Below are 17,097 nucleotides of genomic sequence, written 5' to 3' on the forward strand. Positions count from 1 at the left end.
AATCCTCCAGGTCAGGCCCTACGGCACGGCCGGCATGCGGATGCCTTCCGGTGCGGCACGGCCCGTCGTCACGACGGACGGTTGACCTGTCAGACGTAACACGGCCAGGACCGGCGCGCACGGCGGCCCGCACCGCCGCCCCGACGGACCGCGGTCGTTTCCCGGTCGGCCGGGGCCCGCACCCCGAAGTACTCGGGCTGCGGGGGACGCGCCGCGAGGTGCCTCGGGCGCGCGGGGGCACACGCCCCGACCTGTCTCAGGCGTGCGCGTGGCCCGGCGCGGCGGTCCCGCGGGAGGCCGCATGGTGCGCGACGCGCGCCGAACCGCGGGCCTTGAGGCGCTGCAGCCACAAGGACGCGAGGCCGAGGAGGCCGCTGAAGATGGCCAGGAGCAGGGCCGACACCCACATCTGCCGACTGCCGGGGGACTGCCAAGCCGTCCAGGCGGTCGACGCGGCCCACAGGGTGAGACCCACGGCGTAGAAGGCACGGACCTGGCGCAGTTGCCGCACGGCCCGCAGGGACATGACGAGTTCGGTCTTGGCTGCCATGCCGGGCCGTGTACCCCGGCGAGCGCCGCTCAACAGGCCGGTTTCGCCGTCATGGGCGCGGCTGTCCCGGTTGCCGGTGTCGTTGTGCGGCCCGGGGATATTCGCTTGCTCGCCCGTCCGGGCGCCGGTGCAATGGCCCGCATGGTCATCCACACGATCGGCGCCCTCGTTCCGCTGTCCCGGCCCGGGTGGGTCGAGGCGGGCCGGCACCTGCTCGCGGGGCTTGAGTTGGGGGTGCGTGAGGTCAACGCGAGCGGGGGCATCGCGGGGCAGCCGCTCGCGCTGGAGGTCCGGGACACCGCGGCCGATCCGGACCGGGCCGGGGCGGCCGTGGAGGAACTGGCCGGGCTCGGCGTGGCCGCCGTGACGGGCGAGTTCCACAGTGTCGTCGCACGGGCCGCCGCCGAGCGGGCCGCCGCTCTCGGCGTGCCCTACCTCTGCTCGTCGGCGGTGCTCGACGCGCTCACCGAGCGGCCGGCGGACCGGGTCGCGCGCCTGGCCCCCGCGCAGTCCCACGGCTGGCGGATCTACGGCGACTTCCTCCTCGCCGCGGGCCACCGCCGCATCGCCGTGGCCACCCAGCCGAGTGTCTACTGGGCTTCCGGCACCCGCATCCTGCGCGACCATCTCGCTCCGCACGGCGCCACCGTCGTCGAGTTCGACATGAGCGCCCTCTCCCCCGACGCCCTGTGCGGCGAACTCGTCGACCACCGGGCGACCGCCCTCCTGCTCCTGGTCGGCCATCCGGAACCCGCCGTCCCGATCGTCACGTCCGTACGCCGTGACGCGCGCCTGGCCGGCCTCCTGATCGGCGCTCCGGCCGGCCAGCCGGAGCTGCCGGGGTGGGCGGAGCTCCTCGGGGACGACGGCGCCGCGATCCCGTTCCTGCGCTACCTGCCCGAACGGCCGACCCCGCTCGGCAGGCGCGTCGGGTCCGCGCTGCGCGAACGCCTGGCCCAGGTGCCGTCCTTCGTCGCGTTCGAGGGGTACGACGCGATTCTCGTCCTCGCCGATGTCCTGCGCACGGCCGTCCAGCGCACGGCCCTCGTGCGCCCGGGTGCCCTGCCCACGCGCGCCGCGGACCGGGCGCCCACCGGCGGGGCCGCGCCGGTTCCTTCCGACATGTGGGCGGCCGTCGCCGGCGGCTGGTCCGGTGTCGCCGTCGAAGGCACCCGCGGGATGGTCCGTTTTTCCCGTGCACCCGGCATCGGCGTGTGGCAGTGGGTCTGGGCACCGGTCCAGGTCGTCGACCGGGACCCGGCCGACCCCACCCGTTTCCGGGTTCTCCACACCGGCTGAGGCCGCGCGGCGCCCGGCACACGAGCGCATGATGGACAGATGACCGAACGTGAAGCGTTCCTCGCGTGGGTCGACACCGAGTTGCACGACGCGGAGATCGCGCTGCACAACGGCGACCCGGGCCCGCGTCGCGCGCTCTGGTCGCGCGAGGAGCCCGTGAGCGTCCTGGGAGCCTGGCGCAACGTCTTCAGACAGGAAGCGGTCGGCGAACTCTTCGTCCAGCTGGCGGCGCGGCTGTCCGACTGCACGTCGCTCGTGTTCGACCTGCGGTCGTGCGACGTGGTGGGAGACATGGCGTACACGGCCGGTTTCGAGCACATCTCCGTGACCATGGACGGGCACACCGCGCGTGTACACACTGCGGGCGACCCAGGTGTACCGCCGCGAGAACGGCGCGTGGCGGGTCGCCCACCGGCACGGTGACGCGTCGGCCGAGTGACCGGCGCGCCCCGAGCCGCGGCTATGCCAGGACGGGGAGCGCCGCCAGGCCGCGGACGAGCCGGGTGCGCCGCCACTGGAGCCGATCGGCCGGTACGGCGAGGCGGAGGCGCGGAAAGCGGGCGATGAGGGCGCGCAGCACGATCTCGGCCTCGGCCTTCGCCAGCGGAGCGCCCACGCACCGGTGGATGCCGTGCCCGAAGCCGAGATGGGCCGCCGCGTCCCGGTCCCAGTCGAGCAGGTCGGGTGAGGCGAACCGCTCCGGGTCGCGGTTGGCGGCCCCGAGGGCGATGGTCACCGCGGCGCCCGCCGGGATCGCGGTGCCGCCCAGGGTGAGGGCCTGCGTCGCGAACCGGAAGGTCGCCGTGCTGACGGGGGAATCGAAGCGCAGCAGTTCGTCCAGTGCGGCCGGCATGCGGTCCGGGTCCTCCCGCAGGCGGGCCGCCGCGCCGGGGTTCCGGAGCAGGGCCAGGACGGCGTTGCCCAGGAAGTTGGTGGTGGTTTCGTGGCCCGCGATCAGGAGGAGCACGGCGAGGGAGACCAGTTCCTCCTCGCTGAGCCGGTCGTCGCCGTCGCGCGCCACTACGAGGTCGTCGAGGAGCGAACTCCCGGGCCGTGCGCGCTTGGCCGCGATGAGGCCGGTCATGTACGCCGCGATCGCGTGCGAGGCCGTGTCGACGCGATCCGGCTCGCCCGCGGCGAACAGCTCGCCGGACCAGCGCCGGACGGCGGGCCGCTCCGCCTCCGGTACGCCGAGCAGCTCGCAGATCACGATGACGGGCAGCGGGGCCGCCAGGGCGCCGACCAGATCGACCTGCTCGCCGGCGGGCCACCGGTCGAGCAGCTCATCGGTGACCCGGGCGATGAACGGGCGCATCCGGGCCACGGCTCCCGTCGTGAACGCCTTCGTCACGAGCTTGCGCAGCCGGGTGTGCCGGGGTGGATCGCTGGCCAGCATGGTGTGCGCGACGGCGGGGTGGAGCCGGCGTCGTGACTCCTTGCCGGCGAAGAAGACGGCGGTGTCCTTGGACAGCCGGGGGTCGGCGAGCGCTTCCCTGGCCTGTGCGTAGCCGGTGACCACGTAGCCGGAGCGCGTTCCCGAGCCGTTCGCCATGGGCTGCACGGGACACGCGCGGCGCAGCGCGGCGTAGGCGGGATACGGGTCCTGGGCGAACAGCGGGTCCTGCGTCGGCTCGGTCACCCCGCCAGGCTCCGTCCCGTTGCGGACGGGGCCCGTCAGCGACACGCCCAACGTGGCGTCCCGGTCGGGCAGTTGACCGGTCGGCTCCCGGGACGGATCGGTTTCAGCCAGGACAACTCGGCACACATCACCATCGGCCGGTGCGGGGTCGAGGCGGTCACCCGGTTCACCCGGCTCCGTTGGTCCGGCATCCAGCCGGCTCGGCCGGTCCGGCGTTCAGCCGGTTCATCCGGTTCAGCCGGAGGACTCGTCCTCGGACTTGCCCCGCTCCTTCGCCCGGCGTCCGACCACCGCCGCGGCCGCCACGGCGCTGCCGAGGAAGGCGAGGGCGACGGTCCAGGGCTGGTCGACCACATGGTCCGTGGCATGGTCGAGGGAGTAGCGTCCGGCTCCGGCGAGGCCGATCGCGGCGGCGGTGAAGCCGAGGAACGCGGGGTATTCGAACCCGCCGGCCTGGGCGAAGAAGCCGGCCGGGGCATGCACCGAGACCGCGCCCGCCATGGCGCCGGCCGCCGCGGCCCCGGCGGCGGGGGTGGCAAGGCCGAGGGCCAGCAGGGCGCCGCCGCCCATCTCGCCGAGCCCGGCGGCGATCGCGCTCTGCTTGCCGGGGCGGAAGCCCATGTGCTCCATGGCGGCGGCCGTGCCGTCGATCCCGCCGCCCCCGAAACAGCCGAAGAGCTTCTGGGCGCCGTGCGCCATCAGGACCGCGCCGGTGCCGGTCCGCAGCACGAGCAGTCCCAGGTCGCGTCGGTTGAGGCAGGTCATGGATTCTCCCGGGGCGTGGGGCGATGGACTCGACTCCCACTCTCGGGTCCCCGCGCAGCCGACCCGCAGCGTTGCTGGGCCGTACGGGTCACGGGACCCCCGGGCCCCGCCCCGAGCGTGCGTGCCGGACCCGGCCGGCCGGACGGGACTTCGAGGACACGACCTAGTGGTGGCCGGTCTCGCCCTGGGCCGTTTCGATGCCGCCGTGCAGATCGGCTGCCGCGTCGATCGCCGAGGCCGCCGAGGCGCACAGGCAGCTCAGCAGGACGGCCGCTATCAGCCGGGCTCCGGCCGAACGGGCCAGGCCCGTCGCGGGGTGGCGGTCGAGCAGGGCGGCGACCCGGCGCGGCACCGGTCCCGCGGTCGCGGCGAGCACCGCGCGGGGCCGCGTGCCGGGGGTGCGGGAGGCGAGGGCGGCGCGGCCGATCGCGCGTGCCGCGAGCCTGCGGTCACCGACGGCGGTCGCCGCGTACTCGTCGGCGGACCGCTCCAGGGCGAAGGCGAGGGGCGCGCGCAGCGACCGCAGGCCGGGGTGGCAGTGCCCCGCGAGCTCGGCGGCGGCCAGGAACAGGTGGTGGCGGCCCATCAGGTGGGCGCGTTCGTGCGCGAACAGGGCTTCGCGCTCGGCGGGTTCGAGGGTGCGCAGCATTCCGGTGGTGACGACGATCCGCCCCGGCCGGCCGGGCAGCGCGTAGGCGTCGGGGTTGGGGTCGCGCAGGACGGCCAGTTCGCTCTCGGCCGGCCTCAACAGGGCGCGGGCCGAGCGCAGTTCGGCGAGATGCCGGCGCAGGGTGCGGATCACGGCCGCACCCGAGAGGGCGACGAGCGCGGCGGCGGTGGCCGCGGCCGGGAAGGCGAGCCACGCGGGAAGCGCGTCCAGCGGCGCCGTCAGGTTTCCCAGCGAGGCGAAGAACGGCAGCCGCAGTGCCCCGGCCAGCGCGATGAGTCCCAGCGCGGCGGTCGAACAGAGGGCGAGGCCGGCCGCCGCGGCGGCGAGCAGCCACGCGGCCGGGCGGGGCGGCAGCGCCTCGGCGAGCCGACGGGCCGCGGGCACCGCGAGGAACGGCACGAGGAGCGGGATCCACACCGAGAAGATCATCCCCCGTCGCCTCCGGCCTCCTCCAGGAGCGAGCGCAGCAGCCGCTCGTCCTCGTCGCTGAGCTGGGAGACGAAGCGGGCGAGGACGGTGGAGCGGTCCTCCTCCTTGGCCAGCTCGGTGTGCATGCGGCGGGCGGTGAGCCCCGGCGCGTCCTCCGTGGGCGTGTACGTGTAGCCGCGCCCGGCGCGTCGGCGCGTCACCGCTCCCTTGTCGTGGAGCCGGCTGAGAATCGTGGTCACGGTGGTACGGGCGAGACCGCCGCCGAGCTGTGCCTGGACCTCGCCCGGCGTGAGCGGCGCTTCGGCGGCCCACAGCGCCGCGAGGACCCCGGCCTCCAGCTCCCCCGCCGGCCGTCTCGGCTCCCCGTGTCCGACGCCTCCCCTGGCAGTCATGGGGCACTCCTCCCGCTCACTCGTCTACAGTGCTGTAGACCGTCTTCATCACTGCAGTCAGCCGGGCCGCGCACGTCCCGACGTCGTTCGGCCCGACCACCATTATGCGAGGGTCCACTGACATGACCGCCGTCCCCCTGCTCGCAGCCTCGTTCCCCCAGGCCGTGAACATCCTCGACGCGGGCTCGCTGCTCTCCGCGTTCGGCGCCCTGGGCGTTGCCGTGGTGCTCTTCGCCGAGACCGGTCTGCTCGTGGGGTTCCTCCTGCCGGGCGATTCCCTGCTGTTCACGGCGGGCCTGCTGTGCGCGCCCGGCGGCAGCGGGCCCGTGTCGCTGTCGCTCAGCGAGGTCCTGGTCTGTTCGGTGGCCGGCGCCCTCGCCGGCGCCCAGGTGGGGTACTGGATCGGCCGCCGCGGCGGCCGGGCCCTGCTGGGCCGCAGCAGGTCGCGCAAGCTGCACGAGGGAGCGGCCCGCGCCGAGGAGCTGCTCGCGAAGTACGGCCACGCGAAGGCGATCGTCCTCGCGCGCTTCGTGCCGATCGTCCGCACGGTACTGAACCCGCTCGCGGGCGCCCTTGGCGTACCGGCCCGCGTCTTCGCCCTCTGGCAGGTCGTGGGCGGCCTCGTGTGGACCTGTGCGCTGGTGCTCGGCGGCTACGCGCTCGGCTCGTCGGTGCCGAACATCGACCGCTACCTGCTGCCGATCGTCGCGCTGGTCGTGGCGGTGTCGCTCACGCCGGTCGCTCTGGAAGTGCTGCGTGCCCGCCGCGCGCGTACGGCCACCGAGGACGTCCGCTGATGGACGCCGGCCTGCATCGGCGGCACGCCGGTCCCCGTCGGCGCGGCCGGGGCGACGGCGGCGACCGGGGCGCCGGGCAGTGACCGGGGCCGGCACCACCGACGGCGGCCGCCCGGGGACGAACGCCCGGAGCACGGGCGTGGTGGCCGTGGTCCTGCTCGCGCTCCTCGTCGCGCTCACGGTCGCCGTCGTCGTCCGGCACGGCGCCCCGCTTCCGGGCGACACGGTCCTGCACCGCCGGTCCCTGCACGACCGTCCTCCGGTCGCCGTCGCCACCGCGCGCGCCGTCACGGCGACGGGCAGCGGGGTGGTGCCCTACGTTCTCGCCGTCGTCGCGGGCCTGCTCGCGGGCCGCGACGGCAAGGGGCGCCGGTACGCGGTGGCGGGAGCGCTCGCGGTGCTCGTCCTCGGCCAATTGGTGCGGTACGGCCTGATGGCCGCCGTCGCCCGCCCGCGTCCGGCCTCGCTCGACTGGGCGACCACGGCGTCCGGATTCTCCTTCCCCTCGGGGCACACCACCACCAGCGCCCTCACCGCGGGGCTGCTCGCCTGGGCGGTGCTGACCCGGCGCACCCCCGCGGCCGCCCGCCCCACCATCGCCGTGCTCTGCCTCTGGGCGGTGGCCGTCGGCGTCTCCCGGATCTACCTCGGGGTGCACTGGGCGAGCGATGTGCTGGGCGGATGGCTCTTCGCCTCGCTCTGGCTCTGCCTCGCGGCGCTGGTCACGTCGCCTCGCGTGCGTGCCGCGGGCCGGCGCAGGACCGGCCGCGTCCGGGCGCCCCTGGGTGCCCGCCCACCGGGCGGCGCGTGACGCGGCTTCTCGCCGACCGGTCAACTCCCCTGCGTCAAGGCTTTGTTGAGCCCGACCGATTCACGGGGCCGGCCCTCAGCAGGCGGCCATGCAGTCCCCGCAGTAGCGGTCGGCGTCGGTGAGTTCCGGCCGTGCCGGCCGCGCCGCCGCCTCCCGTTCGAGGCTGCGGCCGCACAGGGTGGTGGGGTCGTCGTCACTCATCACGTGCCACAGGAGGGCCTTGCGGCGCTCCGCGTCCACCCCGTCGAGAACCGCTTCCGCTCGCAGTTCGTGCATGGTGTGCTCCCTCCGCCCCGAGCTGCGCCGGGGCCGCTTTCCGCTCCGGGTCCCGAGGCCGCCGGTGCGTGCGGGCATGCCGCCCGGCCCGGCCCGGCCGGGACCCGGATCCGTCCTTCGAGCAGACCCCGGGCTCCGACCGTCCGCCTCTCGGCGCAGTCCGAAGCGCACCGTGGAATCGGGCGCGTCGCCCCCTGTCGCCCGCATCGCCGCAGGGTGCGCCGGTCGGGTCGCGTTCGGTCAAAGTGGAGAGCGCGACACCCGATCGAGTGATCTTTGGCGGAGCGGCCCGCCAACGGGTCACCTCGGGTGGGGCCTTGCGACAGACCCGCCTCAGGCCGCCTTGAAGAAGGCGTTCCAGCCGCCCGGGGGCGCCTGTCCCACCTCCAGCGAGCGGAGCCGGTCGAGCACCCTCGGGTCCTGCGCGTCGAGCCAGTCCACGAACTGGCGGAACGACACCAGGCGTACGTCCGGCTTGCCCGCCATGCCCTTCAGCGCCTCCTCGACGGCGTCCATGTAGATGCCGCCGTTCCACTCCTCGAAGTGGTTGCCGATGTAGAAGGGCGCGCGGTTCGTCTCGTACGCCCGCTTGAAGCCCGCCATGTACGAGGCGGTGGCCTGGGTGCGCCAGCCCGGGTAGCGCGAGGTCATGCCCTTGGTCGAGTTCTTCGACTGGTTGGCGAGGATGTTGTAGTCCATCGACAGGACCTCGAAGGAGTGCCCGGGGAAGGGAATGCCCTGGAGCGGCAGGTCCCATACGCCGTGACGTTTCTCCGGCCACTTCTGACGGCCGCCGGGCGACGAGGCGTCGTAGCGCCAGCCCCGCTCCTCCACGGCGGCCAGCAGGTTGTCCTGGCCGAGCAGGCACGGCGTACGTCCGCCGACGAGTTCCCTGTGGTAGTCGAACGGAAGCGGGTCCTCCTCGCCCCAGCCGGTGTTGGTGCGCCACTCGGTGACGAAGGAGACGGCCTGGTCGATCTCGCTGTTCCACTGGGCGGGCGTCCAGTTGGCGACGGATCCCGAGCCGCCGCAGAAGTGGCCGTTGAAGTGTGTGCCGATCTCGTGGCCGTCCAGCCAGGCCTGCCGGGTGTACTTGAGCGTCTCCTTGACGTGCGCGTCGCTGAGGTAGCCGATGTCGGAGGCGCCGACGGGATTGTTCGGCGGGCGGTAGAGGCTCCGCTTGGACTCGGGGAGCACATAGAGGCCGGAGAGGAAGAACGTCATGCCCGCGCCGTGGTCCCTGGCCAGGTCGAGGAAGCGCGGGAAGAGGCCGTTGCCCACCTCGCCCGCGCCGTCCCAGGAGAAGATCACGAACTGCGGCGGGGTCTGGCCGGGTTCCAGCCGGACGGGCTTGTCGGGCTGGTTGGGCTGCCTGCCGGTGTCCGCCGTCGAACCGTCACCGATGAGCCTGGCCTGCGATTTCGCCGGCTTGCCCGGCCCCCGCCCCAGCCCCGGGAGCCCCGTCTGACCGGCGTCGCCGCCCCCCGAAGCACCGCACCCGGCGAGCCCCGCCGCGGCGACCGCCCCAAGTCCCGCGCCCAGCAATCCCCTTCGACTGATGTCTGGCATGCCTGCTCCCGTCACTGATCCCACGGACCCCTGATGTGTAGACCGAAGCAGGGTGAATTAACCCTATTTCCACCTAATTTGAGCCACCCGCCCTCCCCCCATGAGCCCGATGGCCGCCCATCGCATCCGGGCTCATGCCGTCCCTCCTCGGGGCGGGCAAAGCGGAGTTAAAGGATTTGCCACGCCACCCCCATCGCCCGACGCCCCCAACTCGCTCCGGACGGACTCCCCTTCCTCTCTTTAATGTCATCTTGACGATAAAACGGGAAGTCGCTATCGTCATGTTGACGAAAAGAGAGGGGTTTCCCCATGGCCGACATCTCCAGGCGCTTCGGCTGGCGCCACCTGCGGTCCGCACCCACCGCGCACGTCCGCCACCACAGGAACGGCAGGCCCGCGCACGACGGCGCCGGGCTGAGCTTCTGGTTCCGGCCCCTGAGCGCCGCGCTGTCCGAAGTGCCGGTCGCCGACCGGGAACTGGCCATGGCCTTCCACGCGCGCACCGCCGACTTCCAGGACGTCACCGTGCAGGCGACCGTGACCTACCGGATCAGCGAACCGGGCACCGCCGCCGACCGCCTCGACTTCTCGATCGACCCGGACACCGGGATCTGGCGGGGCGATCCGCTGGAGCAACTGGCCACGCTGCTGACCGAGACGGCCCAGCAGCACGCCCTCGACGTGCTCGCCCGAACCGACCTCGCGGCCGCACTCGCCGACGGCGTCACCGCGGTACGGGAGCGGATCGCGGCCGGGCTCGCCGCGGAGCCCAGGCTGCCCGCGACCGGCATCGAGGTCGTGGCCGCGCGGGTCGTCGCGATCCGCCCGGAACCCGAGGTCGAGCGCGCGCTGCGGACGCCCGCGCGCGAACGGATCCAGCAGGAGGCGGACCGCGCGACGTACGAGCGGCGGGCGGTGGCCGTCGAACGGGAACGGACCATCGCCGAGAACGAACTCGCGAGCCGCATCGAACTGGCCCGCCGCGAAGAGGAGTTGGTGGAGCAGCGCGGCACCAACACCCGGCGCGAGGCGGAGGAGGCGGCGGCCGCGGACGCGGTACGCACCGAGGCGGAGGCCGCCCGCACGGTGCGGCTGGCCCGCGCCGAGGCGGAGGCGGCCCGGGTGTCGGGCGAGGCACGGGCCGGGGCGCAGGGTGCGTGGCTGCGGGCGCACGGCGAGGCGGACACGGCCACGCTGCACGCGCTGGCCGCGACCCGGCTGGCCGAGAACCTGCCCCGCGTCGAGAGCCTCACCCTCTCCCCCGACCTGCTCACCGACCTGTTGGCACGGCTCGGCCGAGGGGGGCGGGCATGAGCCTGGCCCCTCGCGCGGTGCTCGTCCACCGCTCCTCGGAGTACGAGGAGTTGCTGGCCCGGCACGGCACGCACGGCCAGGCCGCCTTCTTCCTCTCCTCGCACGGCCGGGACATCCGCGAGGTGGCCGACCGCCACCACCGGGCGGCCCGCGCGCTGGCCGACGTTGCGGCGGCCGTGCCTGTGATGTGGCGTCAGGCCCGGGTCGAGCGCCGCGACCTCGACCGTTTCCTGTTCGCCACGCAGGACGTGGTCGTGGTGGTCGGACAGGACGGGCTCGTCGCCAACGCCGCGAAGTACCTGGCGGGGCAGCCGGTGGTCGGCATCGACCCGGAGCCCGGCCGCAACCCGGGTGTGCTGGTACGCCACCGGCCGTCTTCGGCGGCGGCCCTCCTGGCGGCGGCGGCCTCGCCCGGCTGCACGGTCGAGGACCTCACCATGGTGGAGGCGCTCACCGACGACCGTGAGCGGCTGCTCGCGCTCAACGAGATCTATCTCGGCGCCCCCGGCCACCAGACGGCCCGCTACCGCATCGGCCCCGACGACGACGCCGCCACGGCGGAGGCCCAGGCGTCGTCCGGCGTCCTGGTCGGCACGGGCACCGGGGCCACCGGCTGGCTGGGCTCGCTGGGACGGGTCCGCGCGGACGCACCGGCGCTGCCGGCCCGCACGGACCGCCGCCTCGTGTGGTTCGTGCGCGAGGCATGGGCCTCGCCCGTGACCGGCACCGCGCAGGTCGACGGGGAACTGTGCCGGTCCCAACGGCTGCGCATCACCGTCGAGTCGGACCGCCTGGTCGCGTTCGGGGACGGCATGGAGGGCGACGCCCTCGACCTGACGTGGGGTCAGTCGGTGCGTGTCGGCGTCTCGGACACGGCTCTCCGGCTGGTGGATTGAGGAGTGCGCCGCGGTGGCACCGGCGGGACCCCGGCGGTGCGACGCCCTGGTCCTGACCGCGCGTCAGCGGGCCGTGACCGTCGATTGTCAGTGCCGTACGGCATCGTGAACGGTGAGCCCGTAATGCCGAGGGAAGGCCGCCGATGACCGCCACCGCTCTGATGACGTCCCATGAACGCTCCGCCGCCCAGGCCTATCTGCGCCTGTTGAGCACCGTGCGCGCCGCTCTCGACTCGCCCGCGGACCGACCCGTGGCCCCGCTCGCGCTGGAGGGAGTCATCGCCGAGGCGGACGACGCTCTCGCACGGGCGGGGCTCGCGGGCAACGAGGCCGCGCTGTTCACGCTCGTCGGCAGCCTGCACACCGGCGGGGCGCCCGGACCCGGGCGGGCCGGGCCGTGAGCGCCCCGGTGCGGGGTGCGGGTGCCGGGATCAGCTCTTGAGGCCGACACCGCCGAACATGGCGACCTCGTCGGGCAGCGACCCGGCCTGCTCGGGGCGCCAGCGCGAGCACGACACCACCCCGGGTTCCAGCAGGTCGAGTCCCTCGAAGAACCGGGCCACCTGCTCGGGGGTGCGCTGGGTCAGCTTCGGGGTGCCGTGCTGGTTCCAGAACGCCACGGCGTCGTCGACGTCGGGCATCGCCGGGCTGGTGATGGTGTGCGAGAGCACGAGGTAGCTGCCGGGGGCGAGCTCCTTCATCAGGTTGCTCACGAGAGAGCGCGCCTCGGCCTCGTCCTCGATGAAGATGACGACGCCGAGCAGCATGAGGGCGACCGGCCGGCTCAGGTCGAGGGTCTTCGCCGCGTGCTCCAGGATGGTCGCGCTGTCGCGCAGGTCGGCGTCGAGGTAGTCCGTGCGCCCCTCGGGGGTGCTGGTGAGCAGGGCGCGGGCGTGGGCGAGGACCAGGGGGTCGTTGTCCACGTAGACGATCCGGGCATCGGGTGCCAGCCGCTGGGCCACCTCGTGGGTGTTGTCGGCGGTCGGCAGTCCGGTACCGACGTCGAGGAACTGGCGTACGCCCCGGTCGGCCACCAGGTGGCGCACGGCCCGCCCGAGGAAGAGCCGGTCGGCCTGCGCGTAGTCGCCGATGCCGGGGTGGAGCGCCCGGATCTGGTCACCCGTCTCCCGGTCGACGGGGTAGTTGTCCTTGCCTCCGAGCCAGTAGTTCCAGATCCTCGCGGTGTGCGGCTGTGCGGTGTTGATGCGGTCGCGCACATGGTCGGGCGTCGAGGAGGGTGCGGGATTCTCGGTCACGGGTGTGTCTCCTGGAGATGCGTCGCTGCGTCAACCGCCAATCTAGATACTCCCGTTGCGAACTGTCACAGAGAACGTGCCGGATAACGGAGGTTCCGCGGACGGGCGGGCTCGTGCCGGCCCCCGTCATGCCTCTCCGGCCGCGCTCCCGTACGCGTCGAGCGCGGCCGCGACCTGCGCGAAGAAGGCGGCGTGGGCGGTGGCACCGCACGGCGCCTCGGGGTTCCACGCCAGCAGGCGGGCCCCCTCCTCCAGGGCGCGCCATGCGGCGTCGGTCCGCAGGGTCTCCAGCGGGGCCGCGTTGGACCTGATGTCCATGAGGACGATGTCGGGCCGCAGTTCGACCGCCGTCGTACAGCGCGTGGTGAACCAGCTGGCACCCGGGCCCTCGCCCGGCTCGATCACGTGCACACCGTGGCCCGCCAGTTCGCGCAGCTCGGGCCAGGCCTGCGGGCGGGCCAGATGGACCTGGTCCGGGCCGGCGGGCGACAGGGCGAGGACGCGGGGCCGTGGCGTGCGGCCGGCCGCCGTGCGCAGGCGTGCCTCGGCGGCGGACACAGCGGCGGCGTCCCGCTCGGGGGCGCCCAACGCCCGTGCCAGAGCGGCGAACCGGCCCCTTGTTCGCGCCAGAGTGTGTGCCTGTCCCACCTCGACGACGACCACGGGAACCCGCTCCTCCAGATGCTTGGCGGTCTCCGGGTCGAGCCCGTACACCTGGCCGCCGCCGTAGCTGACGGCGACGACGAGGTCGGGTGCGACGGCGAGCAGCGCGTCCACATCCAGGTCGCCACCCGCTCCCAGGTAGCCGACCTCGCCCGGCGGCAGCGCGCCGCGCTTGGCCGGGTCGGGTTCCGGCCCGTCGTGGAAGGAGCCGAACACCGCCACCGGCCGGACGCCGAGATCCTCCAGCGTGGCCCCGGCTTGGATGTAGGCCACGACACGGGACGGCGGGGCCGCCGCCGTCGACACCTGTCCACGGTCGTCCGAGAATCGCCAGGCCGTCTGCTCCATGACGTCATCCGCCCCCAATGCGGTCGAGTCGCCGGCCCTGGGCGGACCGGTCCCCCGCTTGCCTTCCCAACACCGGTGACCGTCAAGCCAGTTGCGCACGCCGCCTGCCCCTCGCGGCATGTCGGCGCGCGCCGCCGCAGGGGACCCTTCGTCCCGCCGCACGCACACACCGGCGGTTTCGAGCCGCAGGGCGGCGATGCGGGCGACGTCGGGGGCGTACGGCTTCTAGTCTGCGGAGCCATGAAGACGACACGCCTCGCGGGTCTCGGCCTCGCCGCTGTCCTTTCATGCGCCGGCGCCCTGCTGTTCGGCGTGGGCACCCCCGCCAACGCGGACACGGCCGACCTGACGTTCAGCACGGACACCACCGAGGTCATTCCCGGCTCCACCGTCGACCTGACGATGACGCTCACCAACAGCCAGACGACCGAGATCCGGTTCGTCTACCAGTCGATCCGGCCCACCTGGGCCACCAGCCGTCAGTCGGCGCTGAAGTACGCGACGGCGTCCTGCCGTTCGGAGGACGACCCGTGCAAGGACGACGGCTCCGGCAACCTGGGCCTCGACTACGCGCTTCCCCTCGCCCCGGGTGAGACCCGCTCGGTGACGCTGACCTACCGCATCGCGCCGGAGTCGGCCTGCGGCCAGGTCCTGGCCTTCTCCTCGTACCTCTACTACGAGTACGGCGGCGGCTTGTTCTCCACGAGTGACACCTACGCGAGCCCGGTGATCCGGGTCGCCTGTCCGGCCGCGCACTCCTGAGGCGCGCCACCGCGGACCGCAGCGGTCCGGCCCCGGTGGTGTCACCGGGACCGGACCGCTGCGGGTGTGTCGGGTGCGCTAACGCGTGGCGCTCCGGAACCTGCGGTAGAGGACGCCACCGCCCACGAGCAGCGCCGCGGAGGCGGGGATCGCGAAGCCGAGCCCATCGGCACCGGTGTGGGCGAGCGTGGCCGCCTGCGGCAGCTCCTGCGGCACGGGGAGCGCAGGAGCGGCGGGCGGTGCCGGGGCCGGCTTGGGCGGGGCCGGCTTGGGCGGCGGCGCGGGGAGGTGCCTCACCGGCGGCGTCGACTGGTTCACGGACGTGTTGCCGATGGCCGGGTTGCCCACGCCGACGACGCTCACGGAGTTGCCGCTGATGTTGACCGGGAGGTCGATCGGCAGTCGCAGCCCGTTGCCGGAGAGCACGCCGGGCGAGCCCTTCTCGGCTCCGGACGCGGAGGCGCCCCCGCCGTTGCCCGAGTGCGTCGCACCCGGCCGGCCGGCGTCGCGGTGGGTTCCGCCCGAGGTGTTGGCGCACGCGTTGCCCGCGGCCGGGTTGAGCAGCCCGAGCACGTCGACGGTGTTGCCGCACGCGTTGACCGGGAGGTGCACCGGAAGCTGGACGGCGTTGCCCGCCAGCACCCCCGGCGATGAAATGGCGCTCCCGTCGGCGCTGGAGTCCGCATGGGCGTAGCCGGTCGCTGCCAGCACTCCGCCCGTGGCCACCGCCGTGACCAGGCCCTTCATGGCGACCCGTCTCATTGGTTTCCTGCCTTCCGGAGTTGGTCGCGGACCGCTCGCCCGCACCGCCATCAACGGGCACGGGGCCAGATGGGTTATGGCTAATACGCCTTTCACCCCATCGAGTGGCCTGACTTTCGATTTCTCCGGACAACCAAGTTTTGCGGCGGTATGGGGGGATCTGCCGAGTGCCGTGCACGGAGCGACCCGTGGGGCCCGAGGGAGACAGGGGGCGGCCCCGAACTCGTGTGCCTGCCGTGACAGGATCGTTCGAAGGCCGGCGGGGAGTCCCTGGCCGGGGCGGGTCTTGGGGGTTGATGGTGCGCGGGGAGACGGACACCCGGGCGCGGGTGGCGGGGCCGAAGACGGCCCGCACGCGGGACGCGCGCCCGCCAACCGCCCCCGTGGCCGCATCGCGCGATGCGGCCGAACGCGGCCCCAGGCGGTTCGTACGTTTCCTCGGGCGGAACCTGCACCGCGAGTTCCGCTCCATCGTCGTGGAACCGGTCCGCGCCCTCGTGCGGCGCGGGCTCCCGGGTGTTCTCCTCGCGGTCCTCGCGTCGGCGGCCGTGCTCCTGTTGCACGCGGTGGACCAGTCACGGACCGGCTCCGCCGTGGTGCGGCTCACCTCGCACGTCCGCGGTGACATCCCGCTCCCGCTCGCCCTGCTCCGTACGCCTCTCTCGCTGTTCGTGCCCGCGCGCGACCTGCCGGCGCTTCCGGGCATCCCCGTCCTGTTCACCTGTTTCGCGCTGGCGCAGCTGGTGCTCGGGCGCACCCGGACGCTGGTGGTGGCGTACGCGGTCTCGCTGGCGGGCACGCTCGGCGCCCGCGTCATGCTCGCGGTCGGACCTCGGTGGTGGGGGCTGCCCCCGGAGGCGGCCCATGTCATCGACACCGGGGCTTCGGCCGCCGTGGTCGGGCTCTTCGCCCACATCGCCGCGCTCAAGCGGGCACCCGTGCTGTTCGTGTGCGCCGTCATGCCGACGGTGCTGCGGTCCTTCGAGAAGCCCAATCTGGCGGGCCGCGAGCACATCGTCGCCATCACTGTGGCCGTGGGGCTCGGCCTCGTCGCCGGCCGCGAGCGCACACCGGGCGCACTGCGCGGCGGGACGTCCTAGTCGGAACGTCCTGGCCGGAACCTCCTGGCCGGGACGTCCTGGTACGGATGAGGGCGGGGTCGGCGGTGCGCCGGCCGGGTCACTCGTCCTCGTCGCCCTGGCGGCTGCAGGCCACCACTCCGGCGATGTCCGCCAACTGGACGGTGAGCGCGCTCGGATCACCGCGGCCCACCGCCCTGATCAGCACCTCCGCCACGTCGCCTGCGCCGTTCGGCCTGCGCACCTGGAACCCTTCGACGGCGAACCCGCCGCGCTCGCACCGCTTCATGAGTTCCTGCGGCAGCCCCGGACGCTGCTCGTAGGCGATCCGGAAGGTCGAGGCCACCGAGCGCATGGCGGGCAGCCGGTGGACCAGGGGACGCACGGCGTAGGCGGCGACGAAGTAGGCGGCCGCCGCCAGGATCGACAGGAGGGGCAGCCCCGCCGCGGCGGCCGCGCCGACCGCGGCCGTCAGCCAGATCGTCGCGGCCGTGGTGAGGCCCTGGACGGAGCCCCGGTGCACGAAGATGACCCCGGCGCCGATGAAGCCGACCCCGGACACGATCTGCGCGGTCACGCGGGACGGGTCGAGTTCGATGGTCCCGGTGTGCAGGACATCGCCGAACCCGTACTTGCTGACGAGGGTGAACAGCGCAGCTCCGACACCCACCGTGGTGTAGGTGCGCAGCCCCGCCGCCTTCTGACGGATCTCCCGCTCCAGACCGATGGCCGCCGACAGCAGGAACGCCAGGCCGAACTCGCCGGCCTGGAGCCAGCCCTGCCCCGAGGGTTCCACCGCCACGGCCGCCAGCGTCACCAT

The 17,097-nt window shown here is 73.8% G+C and carries 20 protein-coding genes; 9 read left to right on the plus strand and 11 right to left on the minus strand.

Going from position 1 to position 17,097, the window contains the following annotated elements; genetic code table 11:
- Nucleotides 1-256: 256 nt before the first annotated feature.
- A complete protein-coding gene (locus OG432_RS02970; protein WP_328307409.1) occupies nt 257-550 on the minus strand; it encodes a hypothetical protein in 294 nt (97 codons plus the stop codon).
- 141 nt (nt 551-691) lie between these two features.
- Between OG432_RS02970 and OG432_RS02975 the strand changes: the two genes are divergently transcribed.
- Both OG432_RS02975 and OG432_RS02980 read left to right on the plus strand, forming a co-directional pair.
- The gene (locus OG432_RS02975; RefSeq protein WP_328307411.1) at nt 692-1,849 is read left to right on the plus strand and encodes an ABC transporter substrate-binding protein; all 1,158 of its coding nucleotides are present in this window, start codon (nt 692-694) and stop codon (nt 1,847-1,849) included.
- A gap of 39 nt (nt 1,850-1,888) precedes the next feature.
- Nucleotides 1,889-2,272 carry a DUF4440 domain-containing protein gene (locus OG432_RS02980; protein ID WP_328307413.1) on the plus strand — a complete coding sequence of 128 codons (384 nt, stop codon included), beginning with the start codon at nt 1,889-1,891 and terminating at the stop codon, nt 2,270-2,272.
- Between the two features lie 37 nt (nt 2,273-2,309).
- Here OG432_RS02980 and OG432_RS02985 read toward each other — a convergent pair whose 3' ends face one another.
- The 4 genes from OG432_RS02985 to OG432_RS03000 form a co-directional block, all read right to left on the minus strand.
- Nucleotides 2,310-3,488, minus strand: coding sequence for a cytochrome P450 family protein (locus OG432_RS02985; RefSeq protein ID WP_328307415.1), 1,179 nt, complete (start codon nt 3,486-3,488; stop codon nt 2,310-2,312).
- A 234-nt stretch (nt 3,489-3,722) separates the two neighbouring features.
- A complete protein-coding gene (locus OG432_RS02990) occupies nt 3,723-4,253 on the minus strand; it encodes a DoxX family protein (protein WP_328307417.1) in 531 nt (176 codons plus the stop codon).
- A gap of 163 nt (nt 4,254-4,416) precedes the next feature.
- Nucleotides 4,417-5,352, minus strand: a complete 936-nt coding sequence (locus OG432_RS02995; RefSeq protein WP_328307419.1) for a M56 family metallopeptidase — start codon at nt 5,350-5,352, stop codon at nt 4,417-4,419.
- Nucleotides 5,349-5,744 (minus strand): BlaI/MecI/CopY family transcriptional regulator, encoded by a 396-nt coding sequence (locus OG432_RS03000; RefSeq protein ID WP_328307422.1) that lies wholly within the window; start codon nt 5,742-5,744, stop codon nt 5,349-5,351. Before OG432_RS03000 ends, OG432_RS02995 begins: the two co-directional genes overlap by 4 nt.
- A 122-nt stretch (nt 5,745-5,866) precedes the next feature.
- Between OG432_RS03000 and OG432_RS03005 the strand changes: the two genes are divergently transcribed.
- Nucleotides 5,867-6,541, plus strand: coding sequence for a DedA family protein (locus OG432_RS03005; RefSeq protein WP_328307424.1), 675 nt, complete (start codon nt 5,867-5,869; stop codon nt 6,539-6,541).
- Between the two features lie 139 nt (nt 6,542-6,680).
- Entirely contained in the window at nt 6,681-7,352 is a 672-nt protein-coding gene (locus OG432_RS03010; RefSeq protein ID WP_328307426.1) for a phosphatase PAP2 family protein, read from the plus strand.
- A 75-nt stretch (nt 7,353-7,427) separates the two neighbouring features.
- On the opposite strand, the gene OG432_RS03015 is transcribed toward OG432_RS03010, so the two are convergent.
- Nucleotides 7,428-7,628, minus strand: coding sequence for a hypothetical protein (locus OG432_RS03015; protein ID WP_328307428.1), 201 nt, complete (start codon nt 7,626-7,628; stop codon nt 7,428-7,430).
- 333 nt (nt 7,629-7,961) lie between these two features.
- On the minus strand, nt 7,962-9,197 hold the full coding sequence (locus tag OG432_RS03020) for a hypothetical protein (RefSeq protein WP_328307430.1): 1,236 nt from the start codon (nt 9,195-9,197) through the stop codon (nt 7,962-7,964).
- Between the two features lie 309 nt (nt 9,198-9,506).
- Here OG432_RS03020 and OG432_RS03025 point away from each other — a divergent pair, with 309 nt between their 5' ends.
- The 3 genes from OG432_RS03025 (at nt 9,507) to OG432_RS03035 (ending at nt 11,808) form a co-directional block, all read left to right on the plus strand.
- Nucleotides 9,507-10,511, plus strand: coding sequence for an SPFH domain-containing protein (locus OG432_RS03025; RefSeq protein WP_328307431.1), 1,005 nt, complete (start codon nt 9,507-9,509; stop codon nt 10,509-10,511).
- Nucleotides 10,508-11,407 (plus strand): hypothetical protein, encoded by a 900-nt coding sequence (locus tag OG432_RS03030; RefSeq protein ID WP_328307433.1) that lies wholly within the window; start codon nt 10,508-10,510, stop codon nt 11,405-11,407. The genes OG432_RS03025 and OG432_RS03030 overlap by 4 nt, the downstream gene beginning before the upstream one ends.
- A 143-nt stretch (nt 11,408-11,550) precedes the next feature.
- A complete protein-coding gene (locus OG432_RS03035) occupies nt 11,551-11,808 on the plus strand; it encodes a hypothetical protein (protein ID WP_328307435.1) in 258 nt (85 codons plus the stop codon).
- A gap of 30 nt (nt 11,809-11,838) precedes the next feature.
- Here the strand turns inward: OG432_RS03035 and OG432_RS03040 are convergent, their stop codons facing one another.
- Nucleotides 11,839-12,663, minus strand: coding sequence for an SAM-dependent methyltransferase (locus tag OG432_RS03040; RefSeq protein WP_328307438.1), 825 nt, complete (start codon nt 12,661-12,663; stop codon nt 11,839-11,841).
- A 126-nt stretch (nt 12,664-12,789) separates the two neighbouring features.
- Nucleotides 12,790-13,674: an ABC transporter substrate-binding protein gene (locus OG432_RS03045; protein WP_328307440.1), complete on the minus strand. Its 885-nt coding sequence runs from the start codon at nt 13,672-13,674 to the stop codon at nt 12,790-12,792.
- 240 nt (nt 13,675-13,914) lie between these two features.
- On the opposite strand from OG432_RS03045, the gene OG432_RS03050 reads away from it, so the two are divergent.
- Nucleotides 13,915-14,436: a hypothetical protein gene (locus OG432_RS03050; protein ID WP_328307441.1), complete on the plus strand. Its 522-nt coding sequence runs from the start codon at nt 13,915-13,917 to the stop codon at nt 14,434-14,436.
- Nucleotides 14,437-14,514: 78 nt separating this feature from the next.
- On the opposite strand, the gene OG432_RS03055 is transcribed toward OG432_RS03050, so the two are convergent.
- The gene (locus tag OG432_RS03055) at nt 14,515-15,198 is read right to left on the minus strand and encodes a chaplin (protein WP_328307442.1); all 684 of its coding nucleotides are present in this window, start codon (nt 15,196-15,198) and stop codon (nt 14,515-14,517) included.
- A gap of 383 nt (nt 15,199-15,581) precedes the next feature.
- On the opposite strand from OG432_RS03055, the gene OG432_RS03060 reads away from it, so the two are divergent.
- Nucleotides 15,582-16,298, plus strand: a complete 717-nt coding sequence (locus OG432_RS03060) for a hypothetical protein (protein WP_328307443.1) — start codon at nt 15,582-15,584, stop codon at nt 16,296-16,298.
- A 79-nt stretch (nt 16,299-16,377) separates the two neighbouring features.
- On the opposite strand, the gene OG432_RS03065 is transcribed toward OG432_RS03060, so the two are convergent.
- On the minus strand, nt 16,378-17,097 hold the full coding sequence (locus tag OG432_RS03065) for an MgtC/SapB family protein (protein WP_328307444.1): 720 nt from the start codon (nt 17,095-17,097) through the stop codon (nt 16,378-16,380).

Source organism: Streptomyces sp. NBC_00442 (genome assembly GCF_036014195.1).
Classification (GTDB): Bacteria; Actinomycetota; Actinomycetes; order Streptomycetales; family Streptomycetaceae; genus Streptomyces.

Excerpts from the sequence above, each read along its gene's own strand:
- OG432_RS03005 (WP_328307424.1), top strand. The coding sequence starts at position 5,867 with ATGACCGCCGTCCCCCTGCTCGCAGCCTCGTTCCCCCAGGCCGTGAAC.
- OG432_RS03035 (WP_328307435.1), top strand. The coding sequence starts at position 11,551 with ATGACCGCCACCGCTCTGATGACGTCCCATGAACGCTCCGCCGCCCAG.
- OG432_RS03055 (WP_328307442.1), bottom strand. The coding sequence starts at position 15,198 with ATGAGACGGGTCGCCATGAAGGGCCTGGTCACGGCGGTGGCCACGGGC.
- OG432_RS02970 (WP_328307409.1), bottom strand. The coding sequence starts at position 550 with ATGGCAGCCAAGACCGAACTCGTCATGTCCCTGCGGGCCGTGCGGCAA.
- OG432_RS02995 (WP_328307419.1), bottom strand. The coding sequence starts at position 5,352 with ATGATCTTCTCGGTGTGGATCCCGCTCCTCGTGCCGTTCCTCGCGGTG.
- OG432_RS03030 (WP_328307433.1), top strand. The coding sequence starts at position 10,508 with ATGAGCCTGGCCCCTCGCGCGGTGCTCGTCCACCGCTCCTCGGAGTAC.
- OG432_RS02975 (WP_328307411.1), top strand. The coding sequence starts at position 692 with ATGGTCATCCACACGATCGGCGCCCTCGTTCCGCTGTCCCGGCCCGGG.
- OG432_RS03065 (WP_328307444.1), bottom strand. The coding sequence starts at position 17,097 with ATGGTGACGCTGGCGGCCGTGGCGGTGGAACCCTCGGGGCAGGGCTGG.
- OG432_RS02990 (WP_328307417.1), bottom strand. The coding sequence starts at position 4,253 with ATGACCTGCCTCAACCGACGCGACCTGGGACTGCTCGTGCTGCGGACC.
- OG432_RS03050 (WP_328307441.1), top strand. The coding sequence starts at position 13,915 with ATGAAGACGACACGCCTCGCGGGTCTCGGCCTCGCCGCTGTCCTTTCA.
- OG432_RS03020 (WP_328307430.1), bottom strand. The coding sequence starts at position 9,197 with ATGCCAGACATCAGTCGAAGGGGATTGCTGGGCGCGGGACTTGGGGCG.
- OG432_RS03000 (WP_328307422.1), bottom strand. The coding sequence starts at position 5,744 with ATGACTGCCAGGGGAGGCGTCGGACACGGGGAGCCGAGACGGCCGGCG.
- OG432_RS03045 (WP_328307440.1), bottom strand. The coding sequence starts at position 13,674 with ATGGAGCAGACGGCCTGGCGATTCTCGGACGACCGTGGACAGGTGTCG.
- OG432_RS03025 (WP_328307431.1), top strand. The coding sequence starts at position 9,507 with ATGGCCGACATCTCCAGGCGCTTCGGCTGGCGCCACCTGCGGTCCGCA.
- OG432_RS02980 (WP_328307413.1), top strand. The coding sequence starts at position 1,889 with ATGACCGAACGTGAAGCGTTCCTCGCGTGGGTCGACACCGAGTTGCAC.
- OG432_RS03015 (WP_328307428.1), bottom strand. The coding sequence starts at position 7,628 with ATGCACGAACTGCGAGCGGAAGCGGTTCTCGACGGGGTGGACGCGGAG.